The sequence below is a fragment of the Marinobacter sp. CA1 genome, assembly GCF_020546665.1.
Lineage (GTDB): Bacteria > Pseudomonadota > Gammaproteobacteria > Pseudomonadales > Oleiphilaceae > Marinobacter > Marinobacter xestospongiae.
Map to the genome: position 1 here is coordinate 4,153,849 of NZ_CP071785.1, position 26,236 is coordinate 4,180,084.

Here is a 26,236-nt window from a genome sequence, read left to right on the forward strand (position 1 = left end):
GATCCTTGCCGGAAAGTCGTAAGACCCTGGTCGTCTACTGCCCGGGGCGGTAATCGCCTATGGTCAGGGCACGGGTCCGGCGTCAATCCAGCCGGCGCAGCAACAAGGAATCTCCCCCGTGACTTCCCAGCCCCAGACGCTCAATTTCCACCCCCTGCGGGGAGAACTCTACGACGAGCTGCACTCGCGGCCGTTTCAGGTACTGCCCTGCCCGGCGGCGGTAACTCACATTGCCCTACTGACCGATGACGACCAGCGCGACGCCCAGTTTCGTCACCTCCAGGAGCTGCACGTGCTGCTGGGCGAGCCGGCCCCCACGGCGGAGGTCAGCTGCTTCGAGGCCACCTTTGGCCACCTGCGGGTGCGGCGGGAAACCCATATGGAATTCGCCTCCTACACCTTCATCAACCTGGCCCCCGGCCCCCACCACCGGCCCTTTGAACACACCGGCGCATCGCTGCTGCCGAAAGGCTGGCTGGAACGCCTGAGCGGCACCGTGGTGGCGGCGTTCCACCTTGACCTGCAGACCGTCAACAGCAGCCCCAACAACGATCTCGGGCTGGTACGGCCGTGGTTTGAGGGCAAACGTCTGGTAGGCAGCAGTCCCCAGGAAGGCAAGGCCCGGGTCTGGGGCAGCTTCAAGCTCCACAGCGACGGCTTCGGCCGCTTCATGGTGCTCAACCAGAGCCTCTCCAACAGCCAGCTCGGGCGTCTGACCCACCGCTTGATGGAAATCGAAACCTACCGGCTGATGTCCCTGCTGGCCCTGCCCCAGGCCCGCACCATCACCCCGAGACTGAACGAGATGGACCAGCAACTGGCGGAGATCACCCAGGCTCTGGCAGACAACCGCTCGATTGACGAGAAGGCCATCCTCGCCGAACTTACCGACATCGCCGCTCGTATCGAAGCGTTCCGCGCCCAGTCCACCTTCCGTTTCTCCGCCACCCGGGCCTATCACCGCCTGGTGCTGACACGGCTGGAGGAGCTGCGGGAAGACGAGCTGTCCGGCCACCTCACCATCACCGAGTTCATGACCCGGCGGCTGACCCCGGCGGTGAAGACCTGCGAAAGCGTTGGCGACCGTCTGGAAGACCTGTCACGCCGGGTCGACCGTGCCTCGGACATGATGCGCACCCGGGTCGAGCTGGCGATCCAGAGCCAGAACCAGCAGCTGCTCGCCTCCATGGACCGGCGCTCGAAGATTCAGCTGATGATGCAGCACACGGTGGAAGGTTTCTCGGTGGTGGCCATCAGCTACTACCTGATCAGCCTGCTGAAGATGGCCCTGGACACCGCCGCCGCCAGCGGCTTCAGTTTCAACAAGTCACTGGTGCTGGGCATCGCCATTCCGGTGATTCTGCTGGCAGTGTTCCTCGGCATCCGCTTTATCCACCACCACTTCATCAAGCTGGCCCGGCGGGAGTAGCCGCCATTCAGGCCGGCTCACTACCGTCCGCTGTTTCGCCACCAAACTGGCGGTAGAACTGCTGGGCGGTGCGACCATTGCGGACACCGCGGCTGGTGGCAAAACGAATGGCCTCCCGGTGCAGGGCGTCCCGGTCAGCCACCGCCGGGAACAGGGCATCCACTGCCTGCAGGTAGACGTCCTGGGCAAAGGCATAGAACGACAGCTGGAGGCCGAAACGGTCCGCCAGCGAGACCTGCTCTTCGATCGCTTCCGACGGGTGCAGTTCGCCGTTGTGGACCTGGCTGTTGAGGTTATCGGCCATGTATTCCGGCATCAGGTGACGGCGGTTGGAGGTGGCATAGACCCGCACATTCTCCGGCGGCAGCTCCAACGACCCTTCCAGCACGCTCTTGAGCGCCTTGTAGCCGGACTCACCGGTCTCGAAGGAAAGGTCGTCACAGAAGATCACGAACCGGAACGGCTGCTCGCAGAGGTCATCGACAATTTCGGGCAGGAACACCAGATCGTCCTTGTCCACTTCCACCATCCGCAGACCCTGGTCGCGATAGCGGTTCAGCAGTGCCTTGATCAGCGACGACTTGCCGGTCCCTCGAGCCCCCCACAGCAGTGCATTGTTGCTGGGCTGGCCGGCCAGAAAACGCTCGGTGTTGCGGGCCAGGGCCTGCTGCTGTCGTTCGATGCCGGTCAGCTGGTGCCACTGGATCGGGTCCAGCCGGCGGATAGGCCTGAGGCCCTGACGATGGCGACGCCATACCGCGGCTGCGATACGGGGCCAGTCGGGGGATTTGGGCTGGGTCATGGGCGGTCTCCTGTTTCCTCCCCGGGCGGGATGTGGAACACTGCCGCCAGGGATCTGAACTGAATCAGGAGACTATAACGCACATGGCCGTCAAATCTGTCGCTCTCGTCGCCCACGACAACAAGAAACGGGAACTGGTGGACTGGGTCTCCAGCAACCAGCAGCGGCTGGCACCGCTGGCGCTCTACGCCACCGGCACCACCGGCCGGCTGCTTCAGGAGCGATTGGGGCGGGACGACATCCACACCCTGCTGAGCGGCCCGCTGGGCGGCGACCAGCAGATTGGCGCTAAGATCGCCGAGGGCGAAATCGACCTGCTGGTGTTTTTCTGGGACCCGCTGGAACCCCAGCCCCATGATCCGGACATCAAGGCCCTGCTGCGCATTGCCGCGCTGTGGAACATCCCGGTGGCCTGCAACCGCGCCAGCGCCGAGTTCATCCTCAGTTCCACCTGCATGACCGACCCCGGCCACCGTGCCCAGCGGCCGGACTTCAGTGATCACGCCCGGCGGCGGGTGGAATAGCCCCGACCACCCGGTTACACTGACTCCAGCGGGGCTCGCCCCCGGCGGCGCAGGAAGCGCCGAGTCGACCCACACCGCTACATACGGTGTGGCCACAGACCCATGCCCAGGGATCGGGCAGGAGCAAACCAGCCATGCCTCTCACCAGCTACAAGTCACTGGCCGTCGGCCTGTTGGCCATGACCCTCTCCGGCCTGAGCCAGGCCGCCATCTATCGCTGCAGCCAGAACGGCCATACGGTGTTCGCCGACCGCCCCTGCGGTGACAACACCGAAACCGTCGCCGTCGATCCGGTCACCACCGGCGGCCGCCTCGACACCGGTACCGACGTGGAGTTCTACCAGCCGCCCGAGACCAGTCGCCGCCAACAGGCCCCAGGGTGTCCGGTTGGCTACCTGCAATCCACCGAACTGCGACGCCTGCGGGTGCAGTCGCGGGTGCGTGCCGGCATGAGCGAGGACCAGGTTCGCTACATCCTTGGTGATCCCGCCCAGCGGGCCGGCCAGTGGTGGGTTTACCGCCGCAAGGGCGAGGAAACCGGCCGCTACCGCTTCCGCAACGGCTGCCTCGACAAGTGGCGTTAAGGAGCCTCCGCCAGCAGATTATCAATCGCCTCGCTCAGCTCCGGGTCATCGGGCGTCACGGTACTGGGGAAGCGCGCCACCACGTTGCCGCTGGCATCCAGCAGGTACTTGTGGAAGTTCCAGCCCGGCGGCTGACTCTGGCGATTGATTGCCTGGAACACCGGATTGGCATCGGCACCGGTGACCGCGCTGAGCGCCACCATGGTGAAGCTGACACCAAAATTGACGTAGCAGATCCGCGCCGCTTCCTCCTCACTCTTCGCCGCCTGGCGGAAGTCATTGCTGGCAAAGCCCACCACCGCCAGCCCCCGGGAACGGTATTTCTGGTACAGTGCCTCCAGGCCCCGAAACTGGGAGGTGAAGCCGCAGTGACTGGCGGTATTAACCACCAGCATGGGCTTGCCGCCGGCGACTTCGCACAGATTCACCGTGTCCGGCGAGTGCAGCCGTCGCAGGTCGTGATCAAGCCAGTCCGGGCAGGTTGCGGCCATGGCCACCGGTGCCGTCAGTGTACTGGCCAGGATCAGCATCGCGGCCAGGGCAGATCTGGCAGGTAAGCGCGTTATCATGATGGTATCCCCACATCGTCAACGGTGTTGTTCTGAAGCCATACGGTATCAGCTTAACAACGGTTTCACGGCGCAACGGCGCCGGAGGTGCCAGTGACTCCGAGCAATCCCGATCACGAGCAGCCCCCCGCCCCGGCGGACCTGGCCGATCCACTGTATTACCTGCACAACTTCGACACACTGGTGGCCTGGGTTCGCGAGCATCACGATGACCTGCTCACCGCCGACGAACGCCGGCGTCTGGACCGTCTTGCCGACCTCAGCACCGCCGCCCGCGCCCTGTTGGTGAGACTGGTAATGCGTCGTGGCCACTGCTTCCGCACCGACCGCCTGGCCTACCCGGAACTGGAGGCCACCATCGACGACCTGATTCAGGAACTGACCGACGGCGACTGGCTTCTGCGCGATCCCGAACTGTTCCTGACTGACGCTGCCCGCCTGCAGACCCTGGCCGAGTTACGGCAGCGCTGGCTGGGGCGGCCGGAAGCCGACGGCCTGCCCCGGACCGTGGGCAAACAGGTGCTGGTGGATACCCTGACCGAACGCTTGCCCCATGCCGCCAGGGCCAGCCACTGGGGACTGCCGGACACGGTGGCACTGACCACACCGGAGCTGTTTGATCGCCTGCGCCTGCTGTTCTTCGGCAACCTCTATCAGGACTGGTCGGACTTCGTGGTGGTGGAACTGGGCCACTACCGCTACGAACCGGTGCCACTGACCCCCGCCCTGCGCGCCGTCACCCAGCGGCAGCATCTGGACGACTACCTCACTCTGCAACAATGCCGGGAGTTGCTGGAGACACACCCGGCCCGCGAGGTGTGGCCCCAGTTGCCAGCCTGCGACCAAGACAATCCCTGGCTGATGGCCCGCTACCACAGCCTGCTGTATGAACTGGGCATTCTTGCCGAACGCCAGGGCGATCCGGAACTGGCGTTGACCGCCCTGGCCAACAGCGGCCACCGCGAGGCCCGCCTGCGCCTGGGACGGCTGCTGGAACGCCAGCAGGCTCTGGAGAGCGCCTGGAACCTGGCCACCGACGCCCTCGCAGCACCTCGCACCGACAGCGAACGTCGGGGCATGCAGCGTCTGGCCCAGCGCCTGGCCCGCAAGCTGTCCCGGGCGGCACCCGTGGCACCGGCCCGCCCCGAACTGCAGCAGTGGTCGCTGGCCCTGCCAATCAGCGACGGCTCGGTTGAAGCCGCGGTTGCCGGGCACCTGGCGGGGCCCGACGTCACCGTCCATCACACCGAAAACCGGCTGTTCACCGCGCTGTTTGGGCTATTGTGCTGGGATGCCATTTTCCTGCCCGTGCCCGGGGCCTTTTTCCACCCGTTCCAGATGGCCCCCGCGGACCTCAACCACCCGGATTTTGTCCGTCGCCGTCAGTCCGAATTCGAGCGCTGTCTCACCGGGCTGGCGGACGACAGTTACCAACACCGTATCCGCCAGACCTGGCACCGCAAAGCCGGCACCCGAAACCCCTTCGTCCACTGGCCCACGCTGTCAGAATCACTGCTCGATGCGGCCTTCGCCTGTATTCCCGCCGGCCATCTACATGCCCTGTTTACTCACCTGCTCAGCGACCTGAAGGAGCATCGCCGGGGCCTGCCCGATCTGATCTGTCTGGACCGGCGCCAGCAGTGTTATCAGCTGGTGGAAGTCAAAGGGCCGGGAGACCGGCTTCAGGACCATCAACGCCAGTGGCTGGAGTTCTTCACACGCCAGGGCATTCCCGCCTCGGTCTGCCACCTGAGCTGGCTGGACGACGGAGACTGTGCCTGACGGGCATTTCGCGCTACAGTCCCAATGATTCTCTTTCCTGTTCCGGCGGCCCGGCCGCTCAGCAGGGCACCGCAGTCGCCGCCGCGATACCGGCGCTCAACCACCAACAACGGAGGAAACCACCATGGCACGGATCTACGACGACAACTCGCTGTCCATCGGCAACACCCCCCTGGTCAAACTCAACCGGGTTGCCAATGGCGCCACCATCTGGGCCAAGATCGAGGGTCGCAATCCCGCCTATTCGGTGAAATGCCGTATCGGCGCCGCCATGATCTGGGACGCCGAGAAGCGCGGCGTGCTCAAACCGGGCATGACCATCATTGAGCCCACCAGCGGCAACACCGGCATCGCCCTGGCGTTCGTCGCCGCGGCCCGGGGCTACCCGCTGGTGCTGACCATGCCGGCCTCCATGAGCCTGGAGCGCCGCAAGGTATTGAAGGCCCTGGGTGCTGAGCTGGTGCTGACCGAGCCCGCCAAGGGCATGCCCGGCGCCATCGCCAAGGCTGAGGAAATGGCCGCCGCCGACCCGGACAAGTACTTCCTGCCGCAGCAGTTCGAGAATCCGGCCAACCCGGCGATTCACGAGGAAACCACCGGGCCGGAGATCTGGAACGACACCGACGGCGCCGTCGACGTGTTTGTTGCCGGCGTCGGTACCGGCGGCACCCTGACCGGTGTGTCCCGCTACATCAAGGGCACCCGGGGCAAAGCCATCACCACCGTGGCGGTGGAGCCAAGCGATTCCCCGATCATCACCCAGACCCGTGCCGGCGAAGCGCCCAAGCCCGCCCCCCACAAGATCCAGGGTATCGGGGCCGGCTTCGTGCCCAAGAACCTGGACATGGACCTGGTGGATCTGGTGGAAACCGTTAGCAATGACGACGCCATGGCCATGGCCCACAGACTGATGAAAGAAGAAGGCATCCTCTGCGGCATCTCCTGCGGTGCCGCAGTTGTGGCCGCGGTGAAGCTCGCGGAGCGGGCGGAATTCCAGGGCAAGAACATTGTCGTGGTGCTGCCGGACTCGGCTGAGCGTTACCTGTCCTCCGCGCTGTTCGCCGATACCTTCGGCGATCTGGAGAACGTCCAGTAAAACCGTACACTGCCGCCTGGGGTGTCATCAGGCGGCCTTTTCCCTTCCTTCAACTGCGCTCACACCGCCTGATCGGCCACCGACTCCGGCTGCTCCGCCAGCGACCCGGCACAGCGTCCGAACTGGAAATCCCCCAACGCCAGGAACCGTGTGCGCAACCAGTAACGCCAGGTTGAGAACGGCCACAGCGCGAAGTTCCTGCCATCGGCCTGCTGGTACCAGCTGCTGCAACCGGACGTCCATACCGTGCCTTCCAGACCTCGGGCGACCTCGTCGTTGAAGTTGCACTGGGCGCCCTCGATTACATCCACGTAGTCGGCGCCACGGGCCGTGACGGTGTTCATCAGATTGACGATGTAGTCCGCCTGGCATTCGATCATGAAGATGATGGAGTTGTGCCCCAAACCGGCATTCGGCCCCACCAGCTGGAACATGTTGGGGTAACCGTGGACCATGGTGCCCATGTAACCCTCGACGCCGGCCTGCCAGTCCTCGGCCAGGGTGTGACCGCCGGCACCGCTGAGTTCGAAGCCTTTCATGTAGAGCCGGGGATCGACCTGAAACCCGGTGCCGAAGATCAGGCAGTCCGCCGGGTGCTCCCGACCGTCCGCCGTTACCACGCTGTTGGCGCGCACTTCACGGACCCCCTCAGTGACCAGCTCGACGTTGTCCCGGTTGAACATCGGGTACCAGGCATTGGAGATCAGCACCCGCTTACAGCCAACGGTGTAGTCCGGGGTCAGCGCACGGGCGGTATCCCGGTTTTTGACCTGCAGCCGGATCGACAGCTTGGCAAGCTGTTGCAGCCCCTTGGCCAGCGAAGGATGGAAGATTGGCCAGACCCGCGCTTCGTTGCTCCAGTACAGGCGGGCCCGGTGTAGCTTGCGCAGCAACGGGTAGCGCCGGAACAGCGCCTTCTCCAGCCCGAAGTAGCGGCGCTCGTCGCGGGGGATCACCCAGGCCGGGGTACGCTGCAGGACGGTCAGCCGGTCCACTTGCGGCGCGATCTCCGGGCAGTACTGAATGGCACTGCCACCGGTCCCGATGGACACCACTCGTTTACCCCGCAGGTCGTAATCATGGTTCCAGCGGGCGGAGTGGAACTGTTCGCCCTGGAACCGGTCCAGTCCCGGAATGGCCGGGTACTGGGGCACGTGCAATGGTCCGGAGGCCAGTACCCAGTACTGGCAGTCAAACCGGTCGCCGCGTTCGGTGGTGATCTGCCAGCGGGCGGTGTCCTCCTGGTAGTGGGCGGCGATGACCTCCTGGCCGAACCGGACCTTCTGCCGCAGGCCATAGGCCTCGGTGGTGTCGAGGATGTACTGCTGGATCTCCTGCCAGGGCGCGTAACGCTTGCTCCAGTCCGGTTTGCCATGGAAGGAGTAGGAATACAGGTGAGACTGGACGTCACAGGCACAGCCCGGGTAGGTGTTGTCGCGCCAGGTGCCGCCAACCTCATCGGCCTTCTCCAGGATCACCAGGTCTTCGACACCGGCCTCCATCAGTTTGATGGCCATGCACAGGCCGCCGAAACCGGCGCCGACGATGACCACGCCGGTGCGCTGGACGGGAGAGGGTTTGCGGGAAGAATGTTGTTTTTGGTTCATCTGTCATACCTCAGCGATTGCGATCAATGCTGCGAGTGTATGACGCTCCCTGTCGGGCCCGTGGGCCAGAGCGGGGTCATTCGGGGACACCGCCGGACGCCTTTGACCCAGGTCAAAATTCAGTCATCATGGGGCCACGGAGCCTCGGCTTCATGCCACCGAAGTCCTCACGCTTAACGTGCCACAGTAATCCACACGTTTTACGTGCCACGGTAGTCCTCACGTACCATGGTCCTTACGTTTAACGTATCACCAAAGGAGCCAGACCGTGTATCTGTCCGTGCAACTGAGCTACTACCCCCTGAACGACGACTACAAGCCCCCCATCAAGGACGTCATCGCCCGCCTTGAGGCCAGCGGCCTGGAAGTGCACGCCAACCGCATGAGCACCCAGGTGTTCGGTGACTATGACACCGTTATGGCGGTGCTGGCTGACACCATGAAGTGGTCGTTCCAGACCTTCGGCAAGGCGGTGTTTGTGGCCAACTTCCTGGAAGGGGATCGTCGCCCCAGATCGTAGAACGCTCCGGGGCGACGGACGGTTTTGTCTGGCTAGTCGACCGAATCCGAGGTGGAACTGAGGGTTCCCTGCAGGGCCTCCACCGCTTTCAGCACCCGGCTCATCTCGGTCTGGGTTTTCAGGTCCAGACCCAGCTTGCCCTCCATGGTCTGCACCAGCGGCACCACCGACTGTTCGAAAATGTCGGCGAAAGCCTGCAGCGCTTCGCCGAGGCCAGCCGGACTGGCCACATTGACGGTCACCGCCGGCTCCACCTTCAGGTCCTGCAGCCCGGTGCGGAAGGAATCCGCCACCTGGCTGAGCGCCTCCAGGCTCGCCACCGCAGGATCGGGGCCGGTATCGGCCGGGTTGTCCTCGGGCACCAGCTGCCGCAGCTGTCCCAGCGCTTCCACAATCAGCCCGAGCTGACGCACCACCTTGACGCCGGTTTCCTCATCGCCCCCGGCCTGCTGACGGCGACGGAATTCGGTGCAGATAGCCTGCCACCGCTCGGCTTCCTGCGGGCTCAGGGTTCCGCGCATCTGCTTGAGCTTGAGCAGGTTCTCCTCCGCCCCCTGGGTCAGCAGCTGGGCCTCGCCGAGGTAGTGGTCGTCGATCAGGGCATCGAGTTCGTCGTCTGTCATCACCGGTGACAGTTTCTCCGCCAGCTTGTTCATGTTGCGGTAACTGCCCTGCAGCTTGAACGTCGGCTCGGTGCGGTAAGCCTCAGCCTGGGCGCTGGAGGCGATGTAGGCCTGGTTGACCTGCAGCACCACATTGCGCACCTGGATCATCTTCTTCAGCAACGCCACAATTTCTTCCCGTTCCGCACCGCTGTAGTCGTGGTCAAACTCCGAGCTGGGCACATCCCGACCACCGGCAATGTCGGCAAAGCGGTAGAAATCGTCCATACCGCGGGTGGCCAGCGGCGCCAGCACCGAGTTGGAGCTGAGGCTGTTCTCGATGTAAGACAGCTCGAACACCTCTTCCATGCCGCTGAGCACGTCCCCCAGGTTGTAGATGTCCGCCCGGTTGGCCAGCATGTCGGGGATCTGGAAGGTCTCGCCACTCTCGGTGTAGGGGTTACCGGCCATCACCACGCAGAAACGCTTGCCGCGCAGGTCGTAGGTTTTGGTGCGCCCGCGCCAGACCCCTTCGATGCGACGACTGCCGTCACACAGGGAGATGAACTTCTGCAGGAACTCGGGATGGGTGTGCTGGATATCATCCAGATACAGCATCACGTTGTTGCCCATCTCCAGTGCCAGGTTGAGCTTGATCAGCTCGGCCTCGGCGGTGGAATGGGGCGCCTTTTCCGGGTCCAGCGAGATCACATCGTGGCCCAGACTGGGGCAGTTGATCTTCATGAAGATCAGCCCCAGGCGACTGGCGACGTATTCCATCAGCGTGGTTTTACCGTAACCCGGCGGCGAGATCATCATCAGCAGGCCCATCAGGTCGGTACGACGGTTCTCCCCCACCGTGCCCATCTGCTTGGCCAGGTTGTCACCGATCAGCGGCAGGTAACTCTCGCTGATCAGCTTGTTGCGCACGAAGGACGACAGCGGCTTGGGCCGGAACTCCTCCAGCCGCAGCCGGTCGCGCCATTTCGCCAGTACCTGCTGGCGCACGTCCTGCAGCCGGGTCCAGGCGGGAATCACCTCCTCCTGGTGTCGGCGCAGGCGCTGGCTGAACTCATCCAGCTGCAACCGGAAGCCACGGTCAACAATACGGGGGTGCTGCCCCAGCAGGCCGACCACATCAAACGCCAGTTCAACGTTCCGGGGCTGGGTGCTGACGCGCTTGCCGGCATTGAGGATGGCAATGGCCTCGGGCAGGTAGTGGCTGTCCTGCTGGTGACCGGCCTTGATCGCCCAGGCCTGCAGCCAGTGGGCGGTGATGCGCCAGCGGGCGCCGGGCTGGTCGCTGACCACCGTCAGCGCCTCTTCAAACTGGCTGAAGTGACCTTCCCGCTTCATTTCGCTGACGAAGCCATCCACCAGGGTGGCGGCATACTGGGTGACCTCAAAGCCACCGCTTTCCTCCGCCAGCTGCAGTATCAGGTAGTCGGCGGCGTTGCGGATAACACTGGCCTCCCCCGGGAGTTGGTGGTCACTGACAAAGGCCGCCAGCGCCGGTTCAATCTCCTCCACCAGGGTCGCGATCAGCTCCCGGGAATGCATCATGCGGCTGAGTATGCCGGCTGACAGACAGCGGGACCGCAGCGTCCGGGCCTGTGCCTCGTCCTGCGACCGGCGGGCCCAGAACAGCATGGCCAGCGCCCGGGCCTGGGGACTGAAACGCAGCAGACCGGCACTCTGGGTGGCGGGCCACAGGGTGCTGACAATCAGGGCAGCGTCATGGTCATGGATGCCCTTCTCGTAGCCCTCCCGGTAGCGGGGCGAGGCAAAACGGCGGATGTAATCGATCAACTCCTCCCGGTCGGCGACGTTGACCGGGGTCTCGCCGCCCTGGGCCAGCTCCGCCATCACCAGGTAGGCCAGGTATTCACCGCGGTACACCTGCTCCGACTCCGAGGGCTGGCTGACGTCCCAGTAGGCTCGCAGGGCGTCCAGTTCCGGCTCGTCGATGGCCTCGTAGTACTGGGTGCCGGTGAGGTGCAGCATGACCTTGCCGTCCCGGGGTACCAGAGTCAGGTCCACTTCCTGGTGGTTGACCGAGAACCGGTGGCGCGGCCCCAGACGAATCACCTGACCACCGTCCTCATAGATATCAGCGCGATCGCGGACGCTGCGCAGGGCGGCGTCCCGTTCCGAACGCAGGCGGCCCTCGCAGTCGTCCGCCTCCATGTTGGCGCCGAGGTCCCGCAGCTCCTCCGCCATACTGCGGACCTTCGCCACCATGGCGTCGGAAGCGAAGAAGGCGTGCAGCTCTTCCTGGCTCTCGAAGCGCTCGGTGCGCCGGTTGACGTTCTTGAGAATGCGGCTGGCGGCGTCGGTGAGGGTGTTGATACGACGCTGGCGCTGATCCTGTAACTGCTGGCGGCGAGCCTCGATGCTCTCGTGAGCGGTCTCCCGCTGCTCCAGGATGGCGGTAAGGAATTCGTCGTACTCGCCGAACTGGCTCTCCAGCTCCTGCAACTGGTCCAGCATCCGCGTCATCAGGCCATCGCAGGCATCCGGCTCGGTGAGTGCACCGACACCGTTGGCCAGGCTCTGCTCGAACAGCCGCATGCGGGCAGCAAACTGGGCCTTGGCCTCCTCGCTGCCACGGGCCTTGAGGCGGATCTCCGCCTCCGAGCGTTGCTGGTTGATGGTGGCGTAGATGCCGGAAATGTTCTCGGTGATCTGGGTCTCCAGGCTGGCGTTGTCACCGGACAACGACGCCAGCATGCCCTGGATCATGTCCAGGCCCGCAGTCAGCTCGCGATACTGCTCGACACACTCTGCCAGTTGATCACGGGACTCTGCCTCTTCGCAGCGGGTGGCCAGTTCCGCCAGGGTCTGGCGGTAGCCGTCCAATGCCGCCGGGGTGGCCAGAAACTTGAAGGTGCGGTCGGTCAACCGTTCCTCGGCCTGGTCCAGCTCCGCTTCCAGTTCGCCGATCTCGGCCTCGTCGATGTAGCGGCGATCCCGCAGGGTGCGGACCTTGCCGCGGTGATCCCGCAATTTCTTCAGGTGGGCGACAAACACATCCGGCGTTTTCCAGCTGTCGGGCTTGAGATCCCGCAGCAGGGCACCCTGCTCCCGCGCGGTGTCCTGCACCGCCATCGCGGTCTGGGCACGGATGCTCTGGACCTTCTCGTATTCGTCCAGCATCAGCTCAGCGGTCTTGCGGACTTCTCCCAGCCGTTCCGCCAGCGGGCTGGCAGGCACGTCTTCGGAATCGGCGATCTCACTGATCCAGTAGAACTGATCCAACACCCGGTCGGTGGTACGGATCAGCGAGGTGAAATGCTGCTCCGACACCTGAGGCCGCTCCACCAGGCCAACAATGGTGTTGAGTTCGGCAATGCCCCGCACCAGCTCCGGGTTGCCGATGCGGCCCAGCAGGGAATCGTTATTGACGCTGTCGCGGGCGTGGTAGCTCTCTGACATGAACGGTGTGGTCCACACCTGCAGCGGATGTACCAGGGTGGGCTCCTGGTCAGCGTTGAAGATGGCCAGGTGGCCATTTTCGAACAGCGCGAAGCCGTGGCCGATCATCGGCGTATCGGCCTGCTTGCGAATCAGGTTGTAGCGGTACAGCACCACCTGGCCGCCGTCCTCGCCGTAGAACACGTAGAGCACGTCCTCGCCGTTGGGGGAACGGATCATGCGCTTGAAGCGCAAATCCGCCGCCGGCACGTCAAAGGTCTTGAGTTCGCCACTGGCCAGGTAGTAGCCCGACGGGAAGATCAGGCCGTGGTTCTCCGGCAACTGCACCACCGAGCCACCGAGGGCATCGATGCGTTCCACCTGGCGGGTGCTGCGGTTGTACAGGTAATAGCGCCAAGCGTCCTCGCCGTACGGCAGGATGCGCACCAGAATAACCTGCTGCAGGTCGGCGTATTCAAAGGTGGCGTCGTCGAGGGACTGGGAGTCGGACGCCACCGGGTCAGCAAAAATGCCCTCGCCGGTGTTGGTGTTGTTCTCGATCTTGAAGGTGATGTCGCCGCGCAGGTTGTCGATGAACAGGGTGTCAGCAATGTTCAGATGCGGCGCCCGGCCCTGGACCTGGCTGTCGCGGCCGGCGGTCTGCCATTCGAAACTGAATCGGTCGGGGAACACCAGGTCGCGTTCACCTCGGTTGTCGATGTAGCGATTGACCTCTCCGGTGGCCGTCAGCTCCCAGCGGAACACCCGCCGGTCACTGAGCTTCTCGCCAATTCGAAAGGCCATCAGCAGCATGCCGTTGAGGATCACCAGCTGGGCCAGGGTGGCATGGCTGTAGTACTGCTGCAGCTCACGAAAGTCAGTGCGGAAACGGTCATCCGCCAGGAAGCTGTCTGCCACCGACGCTTCGGTGACCTCAAAGCCGTCGTCCGAGTCCTGCAGATGGTAGAGGCTGAACACATCCTCCAGTGCCAGCGCCTTGCGCAGACCCAGCTGAACGTTGAAACCGAACAGCAGGCGATCACCAATGCGGACCACATCCCGGGCCACCGAGTTGCTCTCGGTGCGTACCCGCCCCCGGCCCAGCACGCTCATGCCGGCACTGCCGAACACCTCGGCACGGGCGGCGTTGAGGGCCTCGACATCGGCCCGGAGTTGCTGGCCCTGGTCTTTCAGGCGCCGCTGGATGGTTTCGAAGGCAGAGCCTTCCCGGACGATGTCCTCAAGTTGACTGCGATCCGTCGACATGGCGATCTTCCTGGCTAGCGAAATCGGGAAATGGGCAGGGGCTGTGGGGCCGGCGCGCACTGGCAGCCGGCCCCAGGTGCCATCAGGCGTTCTCGGTGGAGTCCGCCGACGGCTTCTTCAGTGCCCGCTCGCTGATGCCGGCCAGGGCGGCCTGCAACGCGGGGGATTTGTCCAGAACACCCTGGACGGTCTTGCCGTAGCCCAAACCGGTAGCGAACTTCTCGAAAATGTCGCCATCGCCGCCAATCATCTCGAACTTGGCATCTTTCAGCGCGGCCGACATCACCTTGCCGTTCTCCAGCATGCCGATGCGCTGGGCTTCGATGGTGGCCATGGTTTCTTTCTCGTGCACTTCCAGGTTCATGCGGAACTGCTCGAAGTGACGGGCCTCTTCGGACATGTTGTCGTAGGCCTTGAGTTTTTCCACCAGACCGTTGGCTTCGGCCTTGGCCATGGCTTCGCGGGACTTGGCCTTGGCCAGACCCAGCTTCTCTTCGCCTTCGGCCTCGGTTTCAAGCCGCTGCTCGAGCACCCGCACTTCCGCCAGACCGGCATCCTCGTCGGCCTTGGCCTGGGCGGTGCGCACTTCCGCCGCCACCAAGCCTTCGGCACGCTGGGCGTTGGCCTGGGCTTCCTGCACCTGGGCCTTGGCCAGACCGTCGGCAGCAGCCTGGGCCTGACGACCACGGGCCAGTTTCTCTTCCGCCGCCGATTTCTTCTCGGCCGCATCCAGATCCGCCTGGGAGCGGACCACCACTTCCTCGGCTTCCAGCTTGGAGCGCTCGAACGCCGCCTCGGCGGATTTCAGCTCCTTGACCTTGCTCTCTTCCGCTTCCGCTTCGGCCGCGACCACGGTCTGGACTTTCAGCCGCTCCGCCTCGGAGCGGTTGCGGACGTCCTTGATGTTTTCTTCCTCTTCCGCCACACCGCGCTCCACGGCGATGCGCTCGCTGGTGATGACCGCAATCTCCTTGCGTTCCTCTTCCAGCGCCTTCTCCATGCCGATGCGCTCCACTTCCACCGCGCGCTGACGGTTCACATCCTCCAGCTCCCGGGCCTGCTGGATGCGGACGTCCTCGATCTGGACCGCACGCTCGCGGGCCTTGGTGGCCATTTCCACCTGCCGCTGCTTGTTCTCCTCGGCGATCTGGACTTCCTCGTCGGTCTTGATTCGGGCCGACTCGGCCTTGGCACGCTCCTGCTGGCGAACCTGCTCGGTTTCCGATGTTTCACGGGCCTGCAGGGTTTCGATCTCACGCTGCTGACGGGCTTCGGCATCGGCCTGGGTGCGCTCCAGTTCCAGCGCCGCTTCCCGCGCGGACACGTTCTTGCGCTGAATTTCCAGCTCCTGGTCCCGTTCCAGCCGGTTGGTTTCAACGTTGTGGAGAGCGGTGATCTCGGTGATCCGGCGAATACCCTCGGAATCGAGGATGTTGTGGGGATCGAGGGAGCTCTTCGGGGTCTGCTCCAGGTAGTCAATCGCCACGTCTTCGAGGATGTAGCCGTTCAGGTCCTCACCGATGGTTTCGACGATGGCATCGCGAAAGCGCTGACGCTCCTCAAACAGCTGCATGAATTCCAGCTTCTTGCCCACGGTTTTGAGGGCTTCACTGAACTTGGCGTTGAACAGCTGGTTGACCGCTTCCCGGTCCGAGGCCCGGCCCACACCAACCGACTTCGCCACCCGCAGTACATCCTCTGCGGTTTCGTTCACCCGCAGGTAGAACGCCACGGTGATGTCCGCCCGCAGGTTGTCCTTACAGATCAAACCATCCTTCCCTGTGCGGTTCAGCTCCAGGGTGATGACCGAAATCTTCATGGTTTCGGCGCGATGGATCACCGGCAGCACCATGGCCCCGGTGAAGTAGACCTTCGGCGTCGCCGACATGTCATTGACGATCAACGCCTGACCCTGGTCGATCTTGCGATAGAACGCCTTGAACAGCGTCAGAATGGCCAGGATCGACACCACCAGTACACCGATGGTGACGAGGACCGGCATAATCCACGACAAGTCCATTTATTGTCTCTCCTGCGTTGGTTGAGGGATGAATCGGGAAACGGGTTTACGGGGGCTAGCCGGAGCTTCCGGCCAGGAACTCTGCCTCGGTCACCACCCAGTACGCCTGGTGCTCCGGCAGATACTCCACCAGCACCGCGCGATCGCGCCGGGCCAGGGAGGCATCACTGCGAATTTTCAGGATCAGGTGGGCGCCGTCCCGGTGGACTTCCGCCCGCCCCTGCCCCTTATTGGCATTGAACGACAGCACGACGCAACCGGCGCCGATGATCTGCTTTTCCAGGGGACGCTTGTAGGCACGACGGAACAGTGGGCGCAGGGGCCGCACCAGCACCGCAGTGGCCAGCAGGCCGGCCACCAGGGCCAGTGGAATCACTACAAGGCCAAAGAGGATATGGCCCCAGCCGGCACCGAACAGCGATCCCAGCATGAGATCTGCGAAATAGGCGGTGAGCCAGGCACCGAGAAACAGCAGCGTCAGCACCAGTGGTAACGGCACCCCCTGCAGACCCAGGGTCACCATCAGCCCGCCCATGTCAGAGGAAGCATCGAGATCCAGGTCGGCGTCACCGCCGCCATCCAGATCCACCAGACCCACCAGGGAAATCAGCCAGTAGATCACCGCCACGGCCAACAGCACCGTGAACAGCACGGTGGGAAACGAGAATGTGACGGCAATGAAGGCTTCCATGAACTCCACTCTCCCTGGCCTGGACTATACTGGGCAGCGCGACTGGCTGCTGGGTAGTATGCGACATATTCTGTCACGCGGTGGTCAACTTATACCGCACCCTTTCGATTTATTGCAAATTCTTTATTGTCCGTTATAGACTGATTCCGGATGACATAACATGTCACTCGTAACCGACGGTTCTGCACGGAGTAGCGCCTTTGCCGACGCCGGGCCACGGGACGAGCCACTCGAAAAGGAGCTTACTGTGGACACACAATCCCTCATTCTTTCCCTGGGAGACGCCACCCACGCTGGCCGGACATTTAATGTCATGCCGGTGACGGGCGACGACCCGGTGCTGCAGATCGTGGTCTCCGGCGCCGAGGAGACACCGGTGTACCTTACGATCACCGATACCCAGATTCTGTGTCTGGTGTATCTGTTTGAGCAGAACGAGATTCGTCCGTCGGCCCTGGCGGACCTTCATGAGAGCATGCTGCGCATCAGCGTGCCCATGCCGCTGAGCGCCCTGGGCAAGGTCGACAACCATTATGTGGTGTACGGTGCCCTCAGCCCGACCTCCAGCCTTACCGAGGTCATGCAGGAACTGGTCACCCTCGCCGATAATGCGATCGACCTGTTACAGACGTTTGAAGACTTTCTGGAATGATCAGGGGACGATGACATGAAAGCCGTGTTGAAGAAATTGCTGACCGCCATGCGCGGAAGCGCCAATGAGCTTGGCGAAGCCATCATCGACAACCAGGGCAGCCGGATTCTGGAACAGGAGCTGCGGGACTCGGAGCACGAACTGGCCGAGGCCAAGAAGGAACTGGCCGCTCTGATGGCGGAAGCCGCCTCCCTAGCCCGCCAGATCGGCGAGGAAACCAGCGCCATCGAACGTCGTGAACAGGACGCCCGCAAGGCCCTGGGTGCCGGCGAGGAAACCCTGGCCCGCGAGGTTGCAGAGCGGATTGTCGGCCATGAAGGCCGGCGCGCGGAACTGACCACTGCCCGGGAAACCCTGCTGGTTCGCATCAGCGATCTCAAGGAGCGGATGCAGCAGTCCGAGAAGCAGCTGGCCGAGTTCCGCCGCGAACTGCAAGTCGTGAAGACCAATGAGCGGGTACTGCGCACCACCGCCCAGATCGATACCAACATCAACAGCAACCAGTCTTCCCTGAGCACCGCCAAGGCCACCCTGGAACGCATCCGCGAACGCCAGGCCCGGGAGGAAGACCGCCAGAACGCCTCCGTCACACTGGAGAAGGAACTTAGTGGCGCCGATCTGGACGAAAGGCTCAAGGCCGCCGGCATTGATGGCGAGCAGGACTCCGTCAACGACGTCCTGGCACGCCTGAAGGCGAGTAGCAGCGGCAATACCCCGTAATTGATACAGGCCTGTCACAGCCCGGTCACGGTTTGCCGTCACCGGGCTGTTGCCTGTTGGAGAGAGCATGAACAAACCCAAGGACTGGCCAGAGGAAACCCGGGCCATACAGGCCACGCAACTGGCGTTTGACCTGTCCAGCGACATCCAGCGCGCCTTCCGCGTTGCGTCGGCCATGCAGGACCTCAACACCTCGGCGATGGTGCGCAAGGTGCTGCAGCTGCCCTACCGCAAGAAACGTATCCGACCACGGCTCACCGTCACCCTGCACGATGACGACTTCGTCCAGCTCGCCGAACGCTACGGCCTGCCCGCCAGCGACCGGGCGGCCATTCGCCAGTGCGTCGCCGACGAACTCAGCGCCTTTGCCAGTCGCTTCCTGACCGATCCGGACGCCGATACATCTGTTAAATAGCGCAACATTTTTTTAGACTTGGGGGCTTTTGGAGTTGCCCGTTGGTGACTCGCATTCAAGGAAGAAAGCCCGTCATGACAGACTTCGCGCTAACCGAAGAGCAACGCCAGTGGCTGTTCGGACTGAGCAGCCCCATGGTGGCCATCAATGTCGATGCCGAGGCCAGCTACCTCGAGCCGGCCATGTGGCCCGACCACAAGACCCCGGAGTTCCTCGCCCTGGAGGATTCCTGGGGCATCAGCAACCGTGACGACCTGCTCAGCACCGTGGCGCAAATGACCGACGACGGCCACGCCACCAGCATTCCCACGGACTACTGGCGCTGGCCCCAGCAGACTCCCTCCGAACGCGCCCAGGCGCGGGCCTGTCCCGACCCGGAACCGCAGCACCTGCTGGAGACATTCGTTGACCGTACCGCGGTGCTGACCGGTCAGGGCGGCATCCGCGCCTGGGATCTGGCCCGCATGGGCTTCCTGCTGCGCAGCGGTTACTTCCTCAGCTACCTTGATGAAGCGGAAATGCTGCACCTGCATCTGCAGCTGGCCCTTCGCGCCCGTTACTGGTACCAGTCCTGGGATCAATACCTTGCAGGCTTTCTCTGCGGCCGGCTGCTGTGGCGGACCCTGAACTGCGACAGCGCCGACGAGGTCGCGGAGCTGTTGCTCGGAAATGCCGCCCAGGAGTGGCTCGAGCCACTGTTCCGGGAGCTGAACACCGCCTTTACCAACCCTGCCAACAGCCTGCCCTGGGACCTGGAGCTGCCCCACAGCGAACGTCCCGACAGCCTGCCGGAGATGCTGACATGAGCGACAGCCCCTGGAGCCAGCTGGGGCTCGAGCCCACAAACGATACTCGGACAATCCGCCGGGCCTACCGTCAGCGTCTGCCGGAGCACCCGCCAGAGACCGATCCGGAAGGGTTCAAGCGACTGCGCCAGGCTTATGAGGAGGCCCTCGCGCTCGCCACTAAGCCCCAACCCGAGCCTGAGACTGAAGCCGAATCGGAAACCGCCACCGACGAAGCACCGGCTCAGGACGCAGCCGATGAGGCACTGCAGGCCGCACAGGCCTGGTTCGACCACCTCAACACCCTGTCCGCGGCGGCGGAGAGCCGTTTCCACATTGCCAGCTACCAGACCCATCTGGCACAACTGGACGAACTGCCGCTGGCGGCCATTACCCCGTTACCCGCGCCGACCCTGGATTGGGCCAGCCAGCGGGGCTATCTGCCCAAGGCGGTATTGCGGGCACTGCGGGACCGCTTCCAGTGGCCACAGCTGGTCAATCGTTACGAGCCCCAGGAAGCCCTCGAGGTGGACCGTTTCCTCACCGCCCTGGACCAGGACGACCCGTTCAATCTGGAGGTGCTGTCGGCCTGGCCCGGCCACGCCCAGGAAGGCGCCATCCGTTTGTTTGCCGCCCTCGCCCACGGCCTGCGGCACGGCGACGTCAACAGCCTGCGCCAGTTGCTCTATCTGCCAGCCGTGCATCCGCTACCTCCCTGTCCACGGGCGCTGTGGCTGTTGCTGCGGTGCTATCAGGCCTGCCAGCTGCCGGTCCCCGACGCCTGGCTGGCCACCGCCAGAACCCTGCACCAGTGCGCAGACCTGGCCACCGAACTGGACCGGGACTGGCTGCTGGCCTCGCTGCTCGCCCACAGCGGCCAGACCGGGGCCGCCCTGGCGGTCATGACCCCGCACCTGAGTGCCGGCGCGGCACCGGATCTGCGCAGTTGGCTGTTCCGGCTGTTCCAGCACCAGCAGCCGGAATGGCTGCCGCTGTGGACTCTGCTGCTGCGCCCGGACCTGAACGACCCGGTGGACGCCGGCGATACGCTGCAACTGCTGGCCGCCCAGCGCCAACTGCTGGAGCGGAAGGACAGCGACGCACTGATGGCCCGGCTTTGCATTCGAGACGGCCTGTGCAGCGGGTTTCGTTATGGCCTGCCCCCCAGTGTCGACCGCCGGCACGACGACCCAGTCACCCTCAGCCACCTCTATGGCTGGCTGATGCAGCTGCAACAGGGCGTTACGCCTTTTGATACACCGTTCGATGCCTCGAAACTGGACCTGTGCGGCCTGCAGGCGCAGTTGCCGGACGACTACCCGGCAACCCGCCTGGCCCTGGCACTGCTGCACGAGCACCAGCAGTTACTGTCGGCACAGAGGGTGCTGCAGGAAGGGCTCGATCAACCCGAGCTGGCTCACGAACTGCAGACCCGGCCGGTCAGCGTACGACAACAGATACTGGCCCGGGACCTGACGCGACCGCTGCCGGAACTGCAGCGCCTGGCGGAAGCGGCCGAACTGAACCTCGAGGTGGACGACGATCAGCAGGGACAAGCCCATGAGGACCGGCTGGACTGGATTCGCCGCCGTCTCCACGCCGGTGACCGTCACTGGTGCAGTCGCGCCAGCCTGCCAACGGACCCGGAAGCCGCAATGGCGTGCCAGCGACTCGGGCTGGTGCTGGACATGGAGCCGGCCTGGTTGCTGGAGCCTTTCAGTCAGCCACTGCTGCAGACCGTGGCCGAGCAGCCCGAGGACTCGGTTTTCAGACTGCTGGCCCGCACACTGCTGGCGTTCCAGCAACAGGAGCCCGACGCCGACGCGGTCAAGGAGCTGTGCCGGCAACTGGTGCTGCCGCTGACGGACGCCGGCTTGCGCGACGCCTTCGCGCGACTGCTGAACACCCCCAGGATGATCACACACCTGATGAACGGGCTGTACCTGGAACCGGGCCTGCCGGACGCGTCCTGGGCCCCGGTAATGACGGCCCTGCTGGGCACCGAGCCCGCCAATGGCATCGACCCGCTGTACTACCACGCCCTGCTGACACTGAGACCGGCCCAGGCACCGCCAGCCCTGACAGCGCAGGTCAAGCAGCACACCCTGGCGCTGGACAACGTCAACTTGCGGGGCCAGGCCCTGCTCAGCGATGCCCTGAACATGCCGATTGCCGAACTCAAGGCGCTGAAAATCTGGCAGGCGGACGAGCTCGCCTATACCGGAGCCGCCCTCAACACCCTGGCGGCACTGAGCTCCAGCCACCCCAGCCAATGGCCCCACAAGGACGATGCCGCCACTCTGCTACAGACCTATCGCGGTGAGACCGAGGACTCCGTGCCGGTGCGGGTGCGATTGCTGTGCGGGCTGATCCTGGGTCAGTTGGAACACCACCTGACCACCCTGAAGCAGCAGCCCGGTGACTGGTCTTCAGAGCCCTGGCGGCGGCCGTTCAGCTTTCGCGGCCGACTGAGCCGGCTGGACTTTTTCCTGCATACCCTCACGGTGATGGCGCCGGGTCTTGGCCTGCAGGCCCTGTACCCCGACGCAAACGCCACACTGATCTCACTGCTTATGATGGCTGGCTTTGTTGCGTTTCTCAGCGGCATGACGCGACGCCTGCGGGACATCGGCCTACACGGTCGCCGGCTTGGGTTCGCGGTGCCAGTGTATCTGGTACTGCTGGTGGCCGTACCGCCGGTTGCCATCATCATCCTGCTGTTCAAGGGATCGGCCGTGCCCAAGCATTCCCTGGCCCGCGACGAGCAGCCCTGGCTGACCCAAATGGACCACCTCTATCAGGAATCCTGACACTATGAGCGAGCAGCCCTCCGTCCGCCCGGACGTGGCCATCGGCATCGACCTGGGCACCACCAACAGCCTGATTGCCGTCTGGAAAGACGGTCAGGCCGAACTGATCCCCAACAGTCTGGGCAAGACCACCACCCCCTCGGCGGTGAGTCTGGACGACGACGGTACGCTACTGGTCGGCGAGGCCGCGGCCGCCCGTCGGATCTCCCACCCCCATCGCACCGCCGTGGCGTTCAAGCGCCTGCTCGGCAGTGACCACCAGCACGAGCTGGGAGACGGCCACCGCTATTCCCCCACTGAACTGTCGGCAATGGTCCTCAAAAGCCTGAAGGCGGATGCGGAACAGCACCTGGGGCACGCCATCGAGGAGGTGGTGATCTCGGTACCCGCCTATTTCAGCGACGAACAACGCAAACACACTGCGTTCGCCGCCGAGCTTGCCGGACTCAAGGCGGTGCGCCTGATCAACGAGCCCACGGCCGCCGCCATGGCCTATGGCCTGCACGACCAGGAAGAACGGCTGTCACTGATCTTCGACCTGGGCGGTGGCACCTTCGACGTCACCCTGCTGGAGTACGACGGCCCGATCATCGAAGTGTGCGCCTCCACCGGCGACAACTACCTTGGGGGCGAGGACTTCACCCGCGCCATCGTCGACGCCTGCCTGGCCACCTGGGAACTGAAAGACAGCGAGCTTGAACCGGCCGCATTGGCGCGGCTGACCGCCCAGGCCGAACAGTTGAAGTGCCAGCCACCGGGGCAGCGCGGGGAACTGCGCTGGCACTGGCGGGATCGCGACTACCGCTGGCAGCTCCCGGAGCGCGAGGGCCCCTGGACGCCACTGCTGCAGCGGCTGCGGCAACCGATTGAGCAGGCCCTGCGGGACTCCAAACTGGACCCGGGCGCCCTCGACCACGTGGTGCTGGTGGGCGGCGCCACCCGGCTCAAGGAAATCCAGCAACTGGTGACCCAGCTGTTCGGCAAGCTGCCGCTCCGACACCTTGACCCGGACACCGTGGTGGCCCTCGGTGCCGCTGCCCAGGCCGCTTGTCGCCTGCGGGATGCGGCGGTGCGGGAGGTCATCCTCACCGATGTCTGCCCCTACACCCTCGGCATCAGCACCACCATGTCGGTGGAGGATCAATACCTTGGCGGCCTGATGTCCCCGATCATCGAGCGCAACACCACCATTCCCGCATCCCGGGAAAGCAGCTATCGCACCCTCCACGACAACCAGTCGAAGATCCGTATCGATATCTACCAGGGCGAGCGGCCGCGGGTGGCGGACAATATCCGGATTGGTGAGCTGGAGGTCAGCGTGCCAAAGGCACCGGCGGGTGAGGAGGCAGTGACCGTGCGCTTCAGCTACGACATTGATGGCCTGCTGGAAGTGGATGTCACCGTGCAGTCCACCGGTGCGCAGACCAGCAAGCTGATCGACCGCAGCCCCAACGGGCTGAGCGACGCCGACCGGGCGCGCTCCCATGAACGGCTCCAGGCGATCAAGATCCATCCCCGTCAGACCATGCCCAACCGCACCCTGCGGGCCCGGCTCGAGAGCGCCTATGCCCAGGCCCTGGGTGAGACCCGGGACCAGATTATGCACTGGCTGAACCAGTTCGACGCGGTACTGGAACGACAGGACCCGGACGAAATCCGCGATATCCGCCTGGCGCTGGAAGACGCCCTGACCCAGCTGCCGTGACTAGTGTCCCGATGCCCCGGTTGGCGCCGGCTGACGCACCCGCAGATAACTGGCAAATCGGGGCAACCCCGTGGCCGTCAGACCGAAGTACTTGTAGGTCACCAGCGCACCGATGGCCGGAGGATCTGCCCGCTCGGCATCGCTGAAGCCGGTACCAAGGCGGAACCGACGACCGTCCGAACGCTCCACCAGCAAGGCACCCAGCATTCCCTGGTACTTGCCCTGCCCTGGCAGGTGCGCCACCACTACCGCCTCGGCATCCCGGTGGCGCTTCACCTTCAGCAACGCCTGGCTGCGCCCTGCCCGGTAGCGACTGTCCCGGTGATGCAGCATCAGCCCTTCACCGCCGGCGGCAATCACCTCATCGAGACGGGTCATCAGGGCATCGTGGTCGGTGGCCGGGCGCTGGTCGATCAATGCCACATGGGGCGAGGGAGAAGGCGTCAGCAGCGCCCGTAAACGTTGCAGGCGCTGACCGAAGGGGAGCCGGCTGGCCGGCAGGTCAAACACCATATAGCGGATGCGCTGCCATTCCTGTCGCCGCGGCTGGAAACGCCGGACGGCGGCGGACAGCTCACTGAAGCGGCCCCGGCCCAGCCACAGCTCACCGTCCAGGGGCACGTCGGGAAAGTCCTCCACAAACCAGGCCGGCGCCGGGTATTGGTGGCCCTGGCGTGACCAGAGCCGCTCGCCGTCCCAGTAGGCGCGAACACCGTCGAGTTTCTCACTGACCCAGTAGCCCGACAGCGATGCGCCGGCCTGGTAGGTCTCCGCTAGTTGCAGCGGTGGCGGCGTCTGGGCCCAAAGCGAGACCGGCAGCCACAGCAGCAGCCACCAGATCGGGTTGCGATTGTTCATGACACCTCCCTGTGTCGATTGCGTTGTCTGTTACCCCGCCAGGGCGTTAACGGCGCTTGGGCGTCCAGGCCCAGATCATCTCGACCTCGATCGGCTCCTTGGCTTCAGCGTCGTGGATACGCACAGCAACGGCGGTCTCGCCCTTGTCCTCATCGCGGATACGCTGCTTCTGTTCTTCGGTCAGAAAGGCCTCTACGGTCATGTCGCCTTTCGCTCGCTTGGTATACTCGGCGTGGACCGTCTTGATTACCGGTATTTTGTCGTCCGGCACGTTCATGCCCACCAGAAAACCGGTGGCCGACTCCGCCAGCAACAGCGAGGCCACAGCATGAACACCGCCGATGTGGTTCTGTACCCGACGCTTGTTGGCCAGAGTGATGACGCAGCGGTTGGCGTCGAGACTGAGGATGCGGATGCCCGTGGTACCCGTGAAAGGCACCGCCTTGCCAAAGAACAGGGACAGCGCCCGGGGACGGGCGATGGCCGGCAAAGAGTTGATCCGGTTAACAATTGAGGCAAGACGGTTGACGGCCGCCATGGCGTTCCCTCCATATTTGGGTTCAGCTATCTTATAATTCAGCGCTGGACAATAACCCATTCGTCGAAGGAAAGAAACGCGACGCCGCGTAGCCCGAGACCCACAACCTCCCTACTCACAAGGAAACCAATATGAGCGACCTGAAAGCCAAGTTTGACGAGGCGGTCAACTACATCCAGACCGCCGAAGGCGATTTCAAGCCGTCCAACGAAATGAAACTGGACTTCTACGCCCTCTACAAGCAGGCCACCGAGGGCGACGCCAGCGGCAAGCGCCCGGGCATGCTGGATGTGGTTGGCCGCGCCAAGTACGACGCCTGGGCCAAGCTCAAGGGCACGTCAGCCGACGACGCCATGCAGCGCTATATCGATCGCCTGGAAGCACTCAAGAACCAGGGCTAAACTGAAGTAAAAGGGCAACTACCGCTGCAGCCCGACAACGTTTGAAGGTTTTTTGCCACCTTCAAACGTTTGTCATACGATGCGGAGATCATAACAACAACAATGTTTGTGGAAGACGAACCATGCAACTGATCGAAGCGTTGGAGCATGCCCAGCCGGGCCTGCTCAGTCGCGTATCCCTGGCGATCCGCCAGCACCAGCTCAACCAGCGGACTGAGCAGAACTACCTGCACTGGATTACCCGCTTTGTGCTGTTTCACGACCTCAAAGACATCGAAGCCCTGGAGGCGGATGACCGCCAGCAGTTCCTGAGCTATCTCGGCGAACGTATCGAAGTGTCCCGCGCACGGCTGAACCAGGCCAAGCAGGCCCTGACGTTCTTCTACGAGGACGTACTCGGCAAGCGGGACGACGCCACGGCCGCCGCCTGAACGCTCTCAGCCCGG

General features: G+C 64.0%; 22 protein-coding genes. 14 read left to right on the plus strand and 8 right to left on the minus strand.

The features are described 5' to 3' along the window. Positions 1-118 precede the first annotated feature (118 nt). Complete coding sequence (locus J2887_RS19060) at positions 119-1,429, plus strand: DUF3422 family protein (protein ID WP_227172706.1); 1,311 nt, start codon at positions 119-121, stop codon at positions 1,427-1,429. 7 nt (positions 1,430-1,436) lie between these two features. Here J2887_RS19060 and J2887_RS19065 read toward each other — a convergent pair whose 3' ends face one another. Next, positions 1,437-2,231 (minus strand): ATP-binding protein, encoded by a 795-nt coding sequence (locus tag J2887_RS19065; protein WP_227172707.1) that lies wholly within the window; start codon positions 2,229-2,231, stop codon positions 1,437-1,439. 83 nt (positions 2,232-2,314) lie between these two features. On the opposite strand from J2887_RS19065, the gene J2887_RS19070 reads away from it, so the two are divergent. Continuing rightward, positions 2,315-2,755, plus strand: coding sequence for a methylglyoxal synthase (locus tag J2887_RS19070; protein WP_227172708.1), 441 nt, complete (start codon positions 2,315-2,317; stop codon positions 2,753-2,755). Between the two features lie 134 nt (positions 2,756-2,889). After that, positions 2,890-3,339, plus strand: a complete 450-nt coding sequence (locus J2887_RS19075) for a DUF4124 domain-containing protein (protein WP_227172709.1) — start codon at positions 2,890-2,892, stop codon at positions 3,337-3,339. Here J2887_RS19075 and J2887_RS19080 read toward each other — a convergent pair. After that, positions 3,336-3,869: a glutathione peroxidase gene (locus J2887_RS19080; protein ID WP_227176174.1), complete on the minus strand. Its 534-nt coding sequence runs from the start codon at positions 3,867-3,869 to the stop codon at positions 3,336-3,338. The two genes, J2887_RS19075 and J2887_RS19080, sit on opposite strands and share 4 nt — an antisense overlap. A 132-nt stretch (positions 3,870-4,001) precedes the next feature. Here J2887_RS19080 and J2887_RS19085 point away from each other — a divergent pair, with 132 nt between their 5' ends. Together J2887_RS19085 and cysK are read left to right on the plus strand one after the other, a co-directional pair. Further along, the gene (locus tag J2887_RS19085; protein WP_227172710.1) at positions 4,002-5,690 is read left to right on the plus strand and encodes a VRR-NUC domain-containing protein; all 1,689 of its coding nucleotides are present in this window, start codon (positions 4,002-4,004) and stop codon (positions 5,688-5,690) included. Positions 5,691-5,814: 124 nt separating this feature from the next. Then, positions 5,815-6,786, plus strand: coding sequence for a cysteine synthase A (gene cysK / locus J2887_RS19090; RefSeq protein WP_227172711.1), 972 nt, complete (start codon positions 5,815-5,817; stop codon positions 6,784-6,786). A gap of 59 nt (positions 6,787-6,845) precedes the next feature. Here the strand turns inward: cysK and J2887_RS19095 are convergent, their stop codons facing one another. Then, positions 6,846-8,393, minus strand: coding sequence for a flavin-containing monooxygenase (locus tag J2887_RS19095; protein ID WP_227172712.1), 1,548 nt, complete (start codon positions 8,391-8,393; stop codon positions 6,846-6,848). Positions 8,394-8,661: 268 nt separating this feature from the next. Here J2887_RS19095 and J2887_RS19100 point away from each other — a divergent pair, with 268 nt between their 5' ends. Continuing rightward, a complete protein-coding gene (locus tag J2887_RS19100; protein WP_227172713.1) occupies positions 8,662-8,913 on the plus strand; it encodes a YkoF family thiamine/hydroxymethylpyrimidine-binding protein in 252 nt (83 codons plus the stop codon). 32 nt (positions 8,914-8,945) lie between these two features. Here the strand turns inward: J2887_RS19100 and J2887_RS19105 are convergent, their stop codons facing one another. The 3 genes from J2887_RS19105 to J2887_RS19115 all read right to left on the minus strand — a co-directional run bounded on the left by J2887_RS19105 (position 8,946) and on the right by J2887_RS19115 (position 16,906). Beyond that, a complete protein-coding gene (locus J2887_RS19105) occupies positions 8,946-14,195 on the minus strand; it encodes a DNA repair ATPase (protein WP_227172714.1) in 5,250 nt (1,749 codons plus the stop codon). Between the two features lie 82 nt (positions 14,196-14,277). Next, the gene (locus J2887_RS19110) at positions 14,278-16,215 is read right to left on the minus strand and encodes a flotillin family protein (protein ID WP_227172715.1); all 1,938 of its coding nucleotides are present in this window, start codon (positions 16,213-16,215) and stop codon (positions 14,278-14,280) included. Positions 16,216-16,270: 55 nt separating this feature from the next. Further along, positions 16,271-16,906, minus strand: a complete 636-nt coding sequence (locus J2887_RS19115) for a hypothetical protein (RefSeq protein WP_227172716.1) — start codon at positions 16,904-16,906, stop codon at positions 16,271-16,273. Positions 16,907-17,153: 247 nt separating this feature from the next. On the opposite strand from J2887_RS19115, the gene J2887_RS19120 reads away from it, so the two are divergent. From J2887_RS19120 to J2887_RS19145, 6 genes are all read left to right on the plus strand, one after another. Next, complete coding sequence (locus tag J2887_RS19120; protein ID WP_227172717.1) at positions 17,154-17,558, plus strand: YjfI family protein; 405 nt, start codon at positions 17,154-17,156, stop codon at positions 17,556-17,558. Positions 17,559-17,573: 15 nt separating this feature from the next. After that, positions 17,574-18,278, plus strand: coding sequence for a PspA/IM30 family protein (locus tag J2887_RS19125; RefSeq protein WP_227172718.1), 705 nt, complete (start codon positions 17,574-17,576; stop codon positions 18,276-18,278). 67 nt (positions 18,279-18,345) lie between these two features. Then, positions 18,346-18,693, plus strand: a complete 348-nt coding sequence (locus J2887_RS19130; protein WP_227172719.1) for a hypothetical protein — start codon at positions 18,346-18,348, stop codon at positions 18,691-18,693. A 74-nt stretch (positions 18,694-18,767) separates the two neighbouring features. Further along, positions 18,768-19,499 carry a DUF1266 domain-containing protein gene (locus tag J2887_RS19135; RefSeq protein WP_227172720.1) on the plus strand — a complete coding sequence of 244 codons (732 nt, stop codon included), beginning with the start codon at positions 18,768-18,770 and terminating at the stop codon, positions 19,497-19,499. Then, positions 19,496-22,288 (plus strand): DUF805 domain-containing protein, encoded by a 2,793-nt coding sequence (locus J2887_RS19140; protein ID WP_227172721.1) that lies wholly within the window; start codon positions 19,496-19,498, stop codon positions 22,286-22,288. The genes J2887_RS19135 and J2887_RS19140 overlap by 4 nt, the downstream gene beginning before the upstream one ends. A 4-nt stretch (positions 22,289-22,292) precedes the next feature. Next, the gene (locus J2887_RS19145; RefSeq protein WP_227172722.1) at positions 22,293-23,993 is read left to right on the plus strand and encodes an Hsp70 family protein; all 1,701 of its coding nucleotides are present in this window, start codon (positions 22,293-22,295) and stop codon (positions 23,991-23,993) included. Here the strand turns inward: J2887_RS19145 and J2887_RS19150 are convergent, their stop codons facing one another. After that, entirely contained in the window at positions 23,994-24,851 is an 858-nt protein-coding gene (locus J2887_RS19150) for a DNA ligase (RefSeq protein ID WP_227172723.1), read from the minus strand. 46 nt (positions 24,852-24,897) lie between these two features. Continuing rightward, positions 24,898-25,389 carry a DUF4442 domain-containing protein gene (locus tag J2887_RS19155; RefSeq protein WP_227172724.1) on the minus strand — a complete coding sequence of 164 codons (492 nt, stop codon included), beginning with the start codon at positions 25,387-25,389 and terminating at the stop codon, positions 24,898-24,900. A 131-nt stretch (positions 25,390-25,520) separates the two neighbouring features. On the opposite strand from J2887_RS19155, the gene J2887_RS19160 reads away from it, so the two are divergent. Further along, on the plus strand, positions 25,521-25,790 hold the full coding sequence (locus J2887_RS19160; RefSeq protein WP_227172725.1) for an acyl-CoA-binding protein: 270 nt from the start codon (positions 25,521-25,523) through the stop codon (positions 25,788-25,790). A gap of 122 nt (positions 25,791-25,912) precedes the next feature. Further along, positions 25,913-26,221, plus strand: a complete 309-nt coding sequence (locus J2887_RS19165) for a site-specific integrase (RefSeq protein WP_227172726.1) — start codon at positions 25,913-25,915, stop codon at positions 26,219-26,221. Positions 26,222-26,236: the final 15 nt, after the last annotated feature.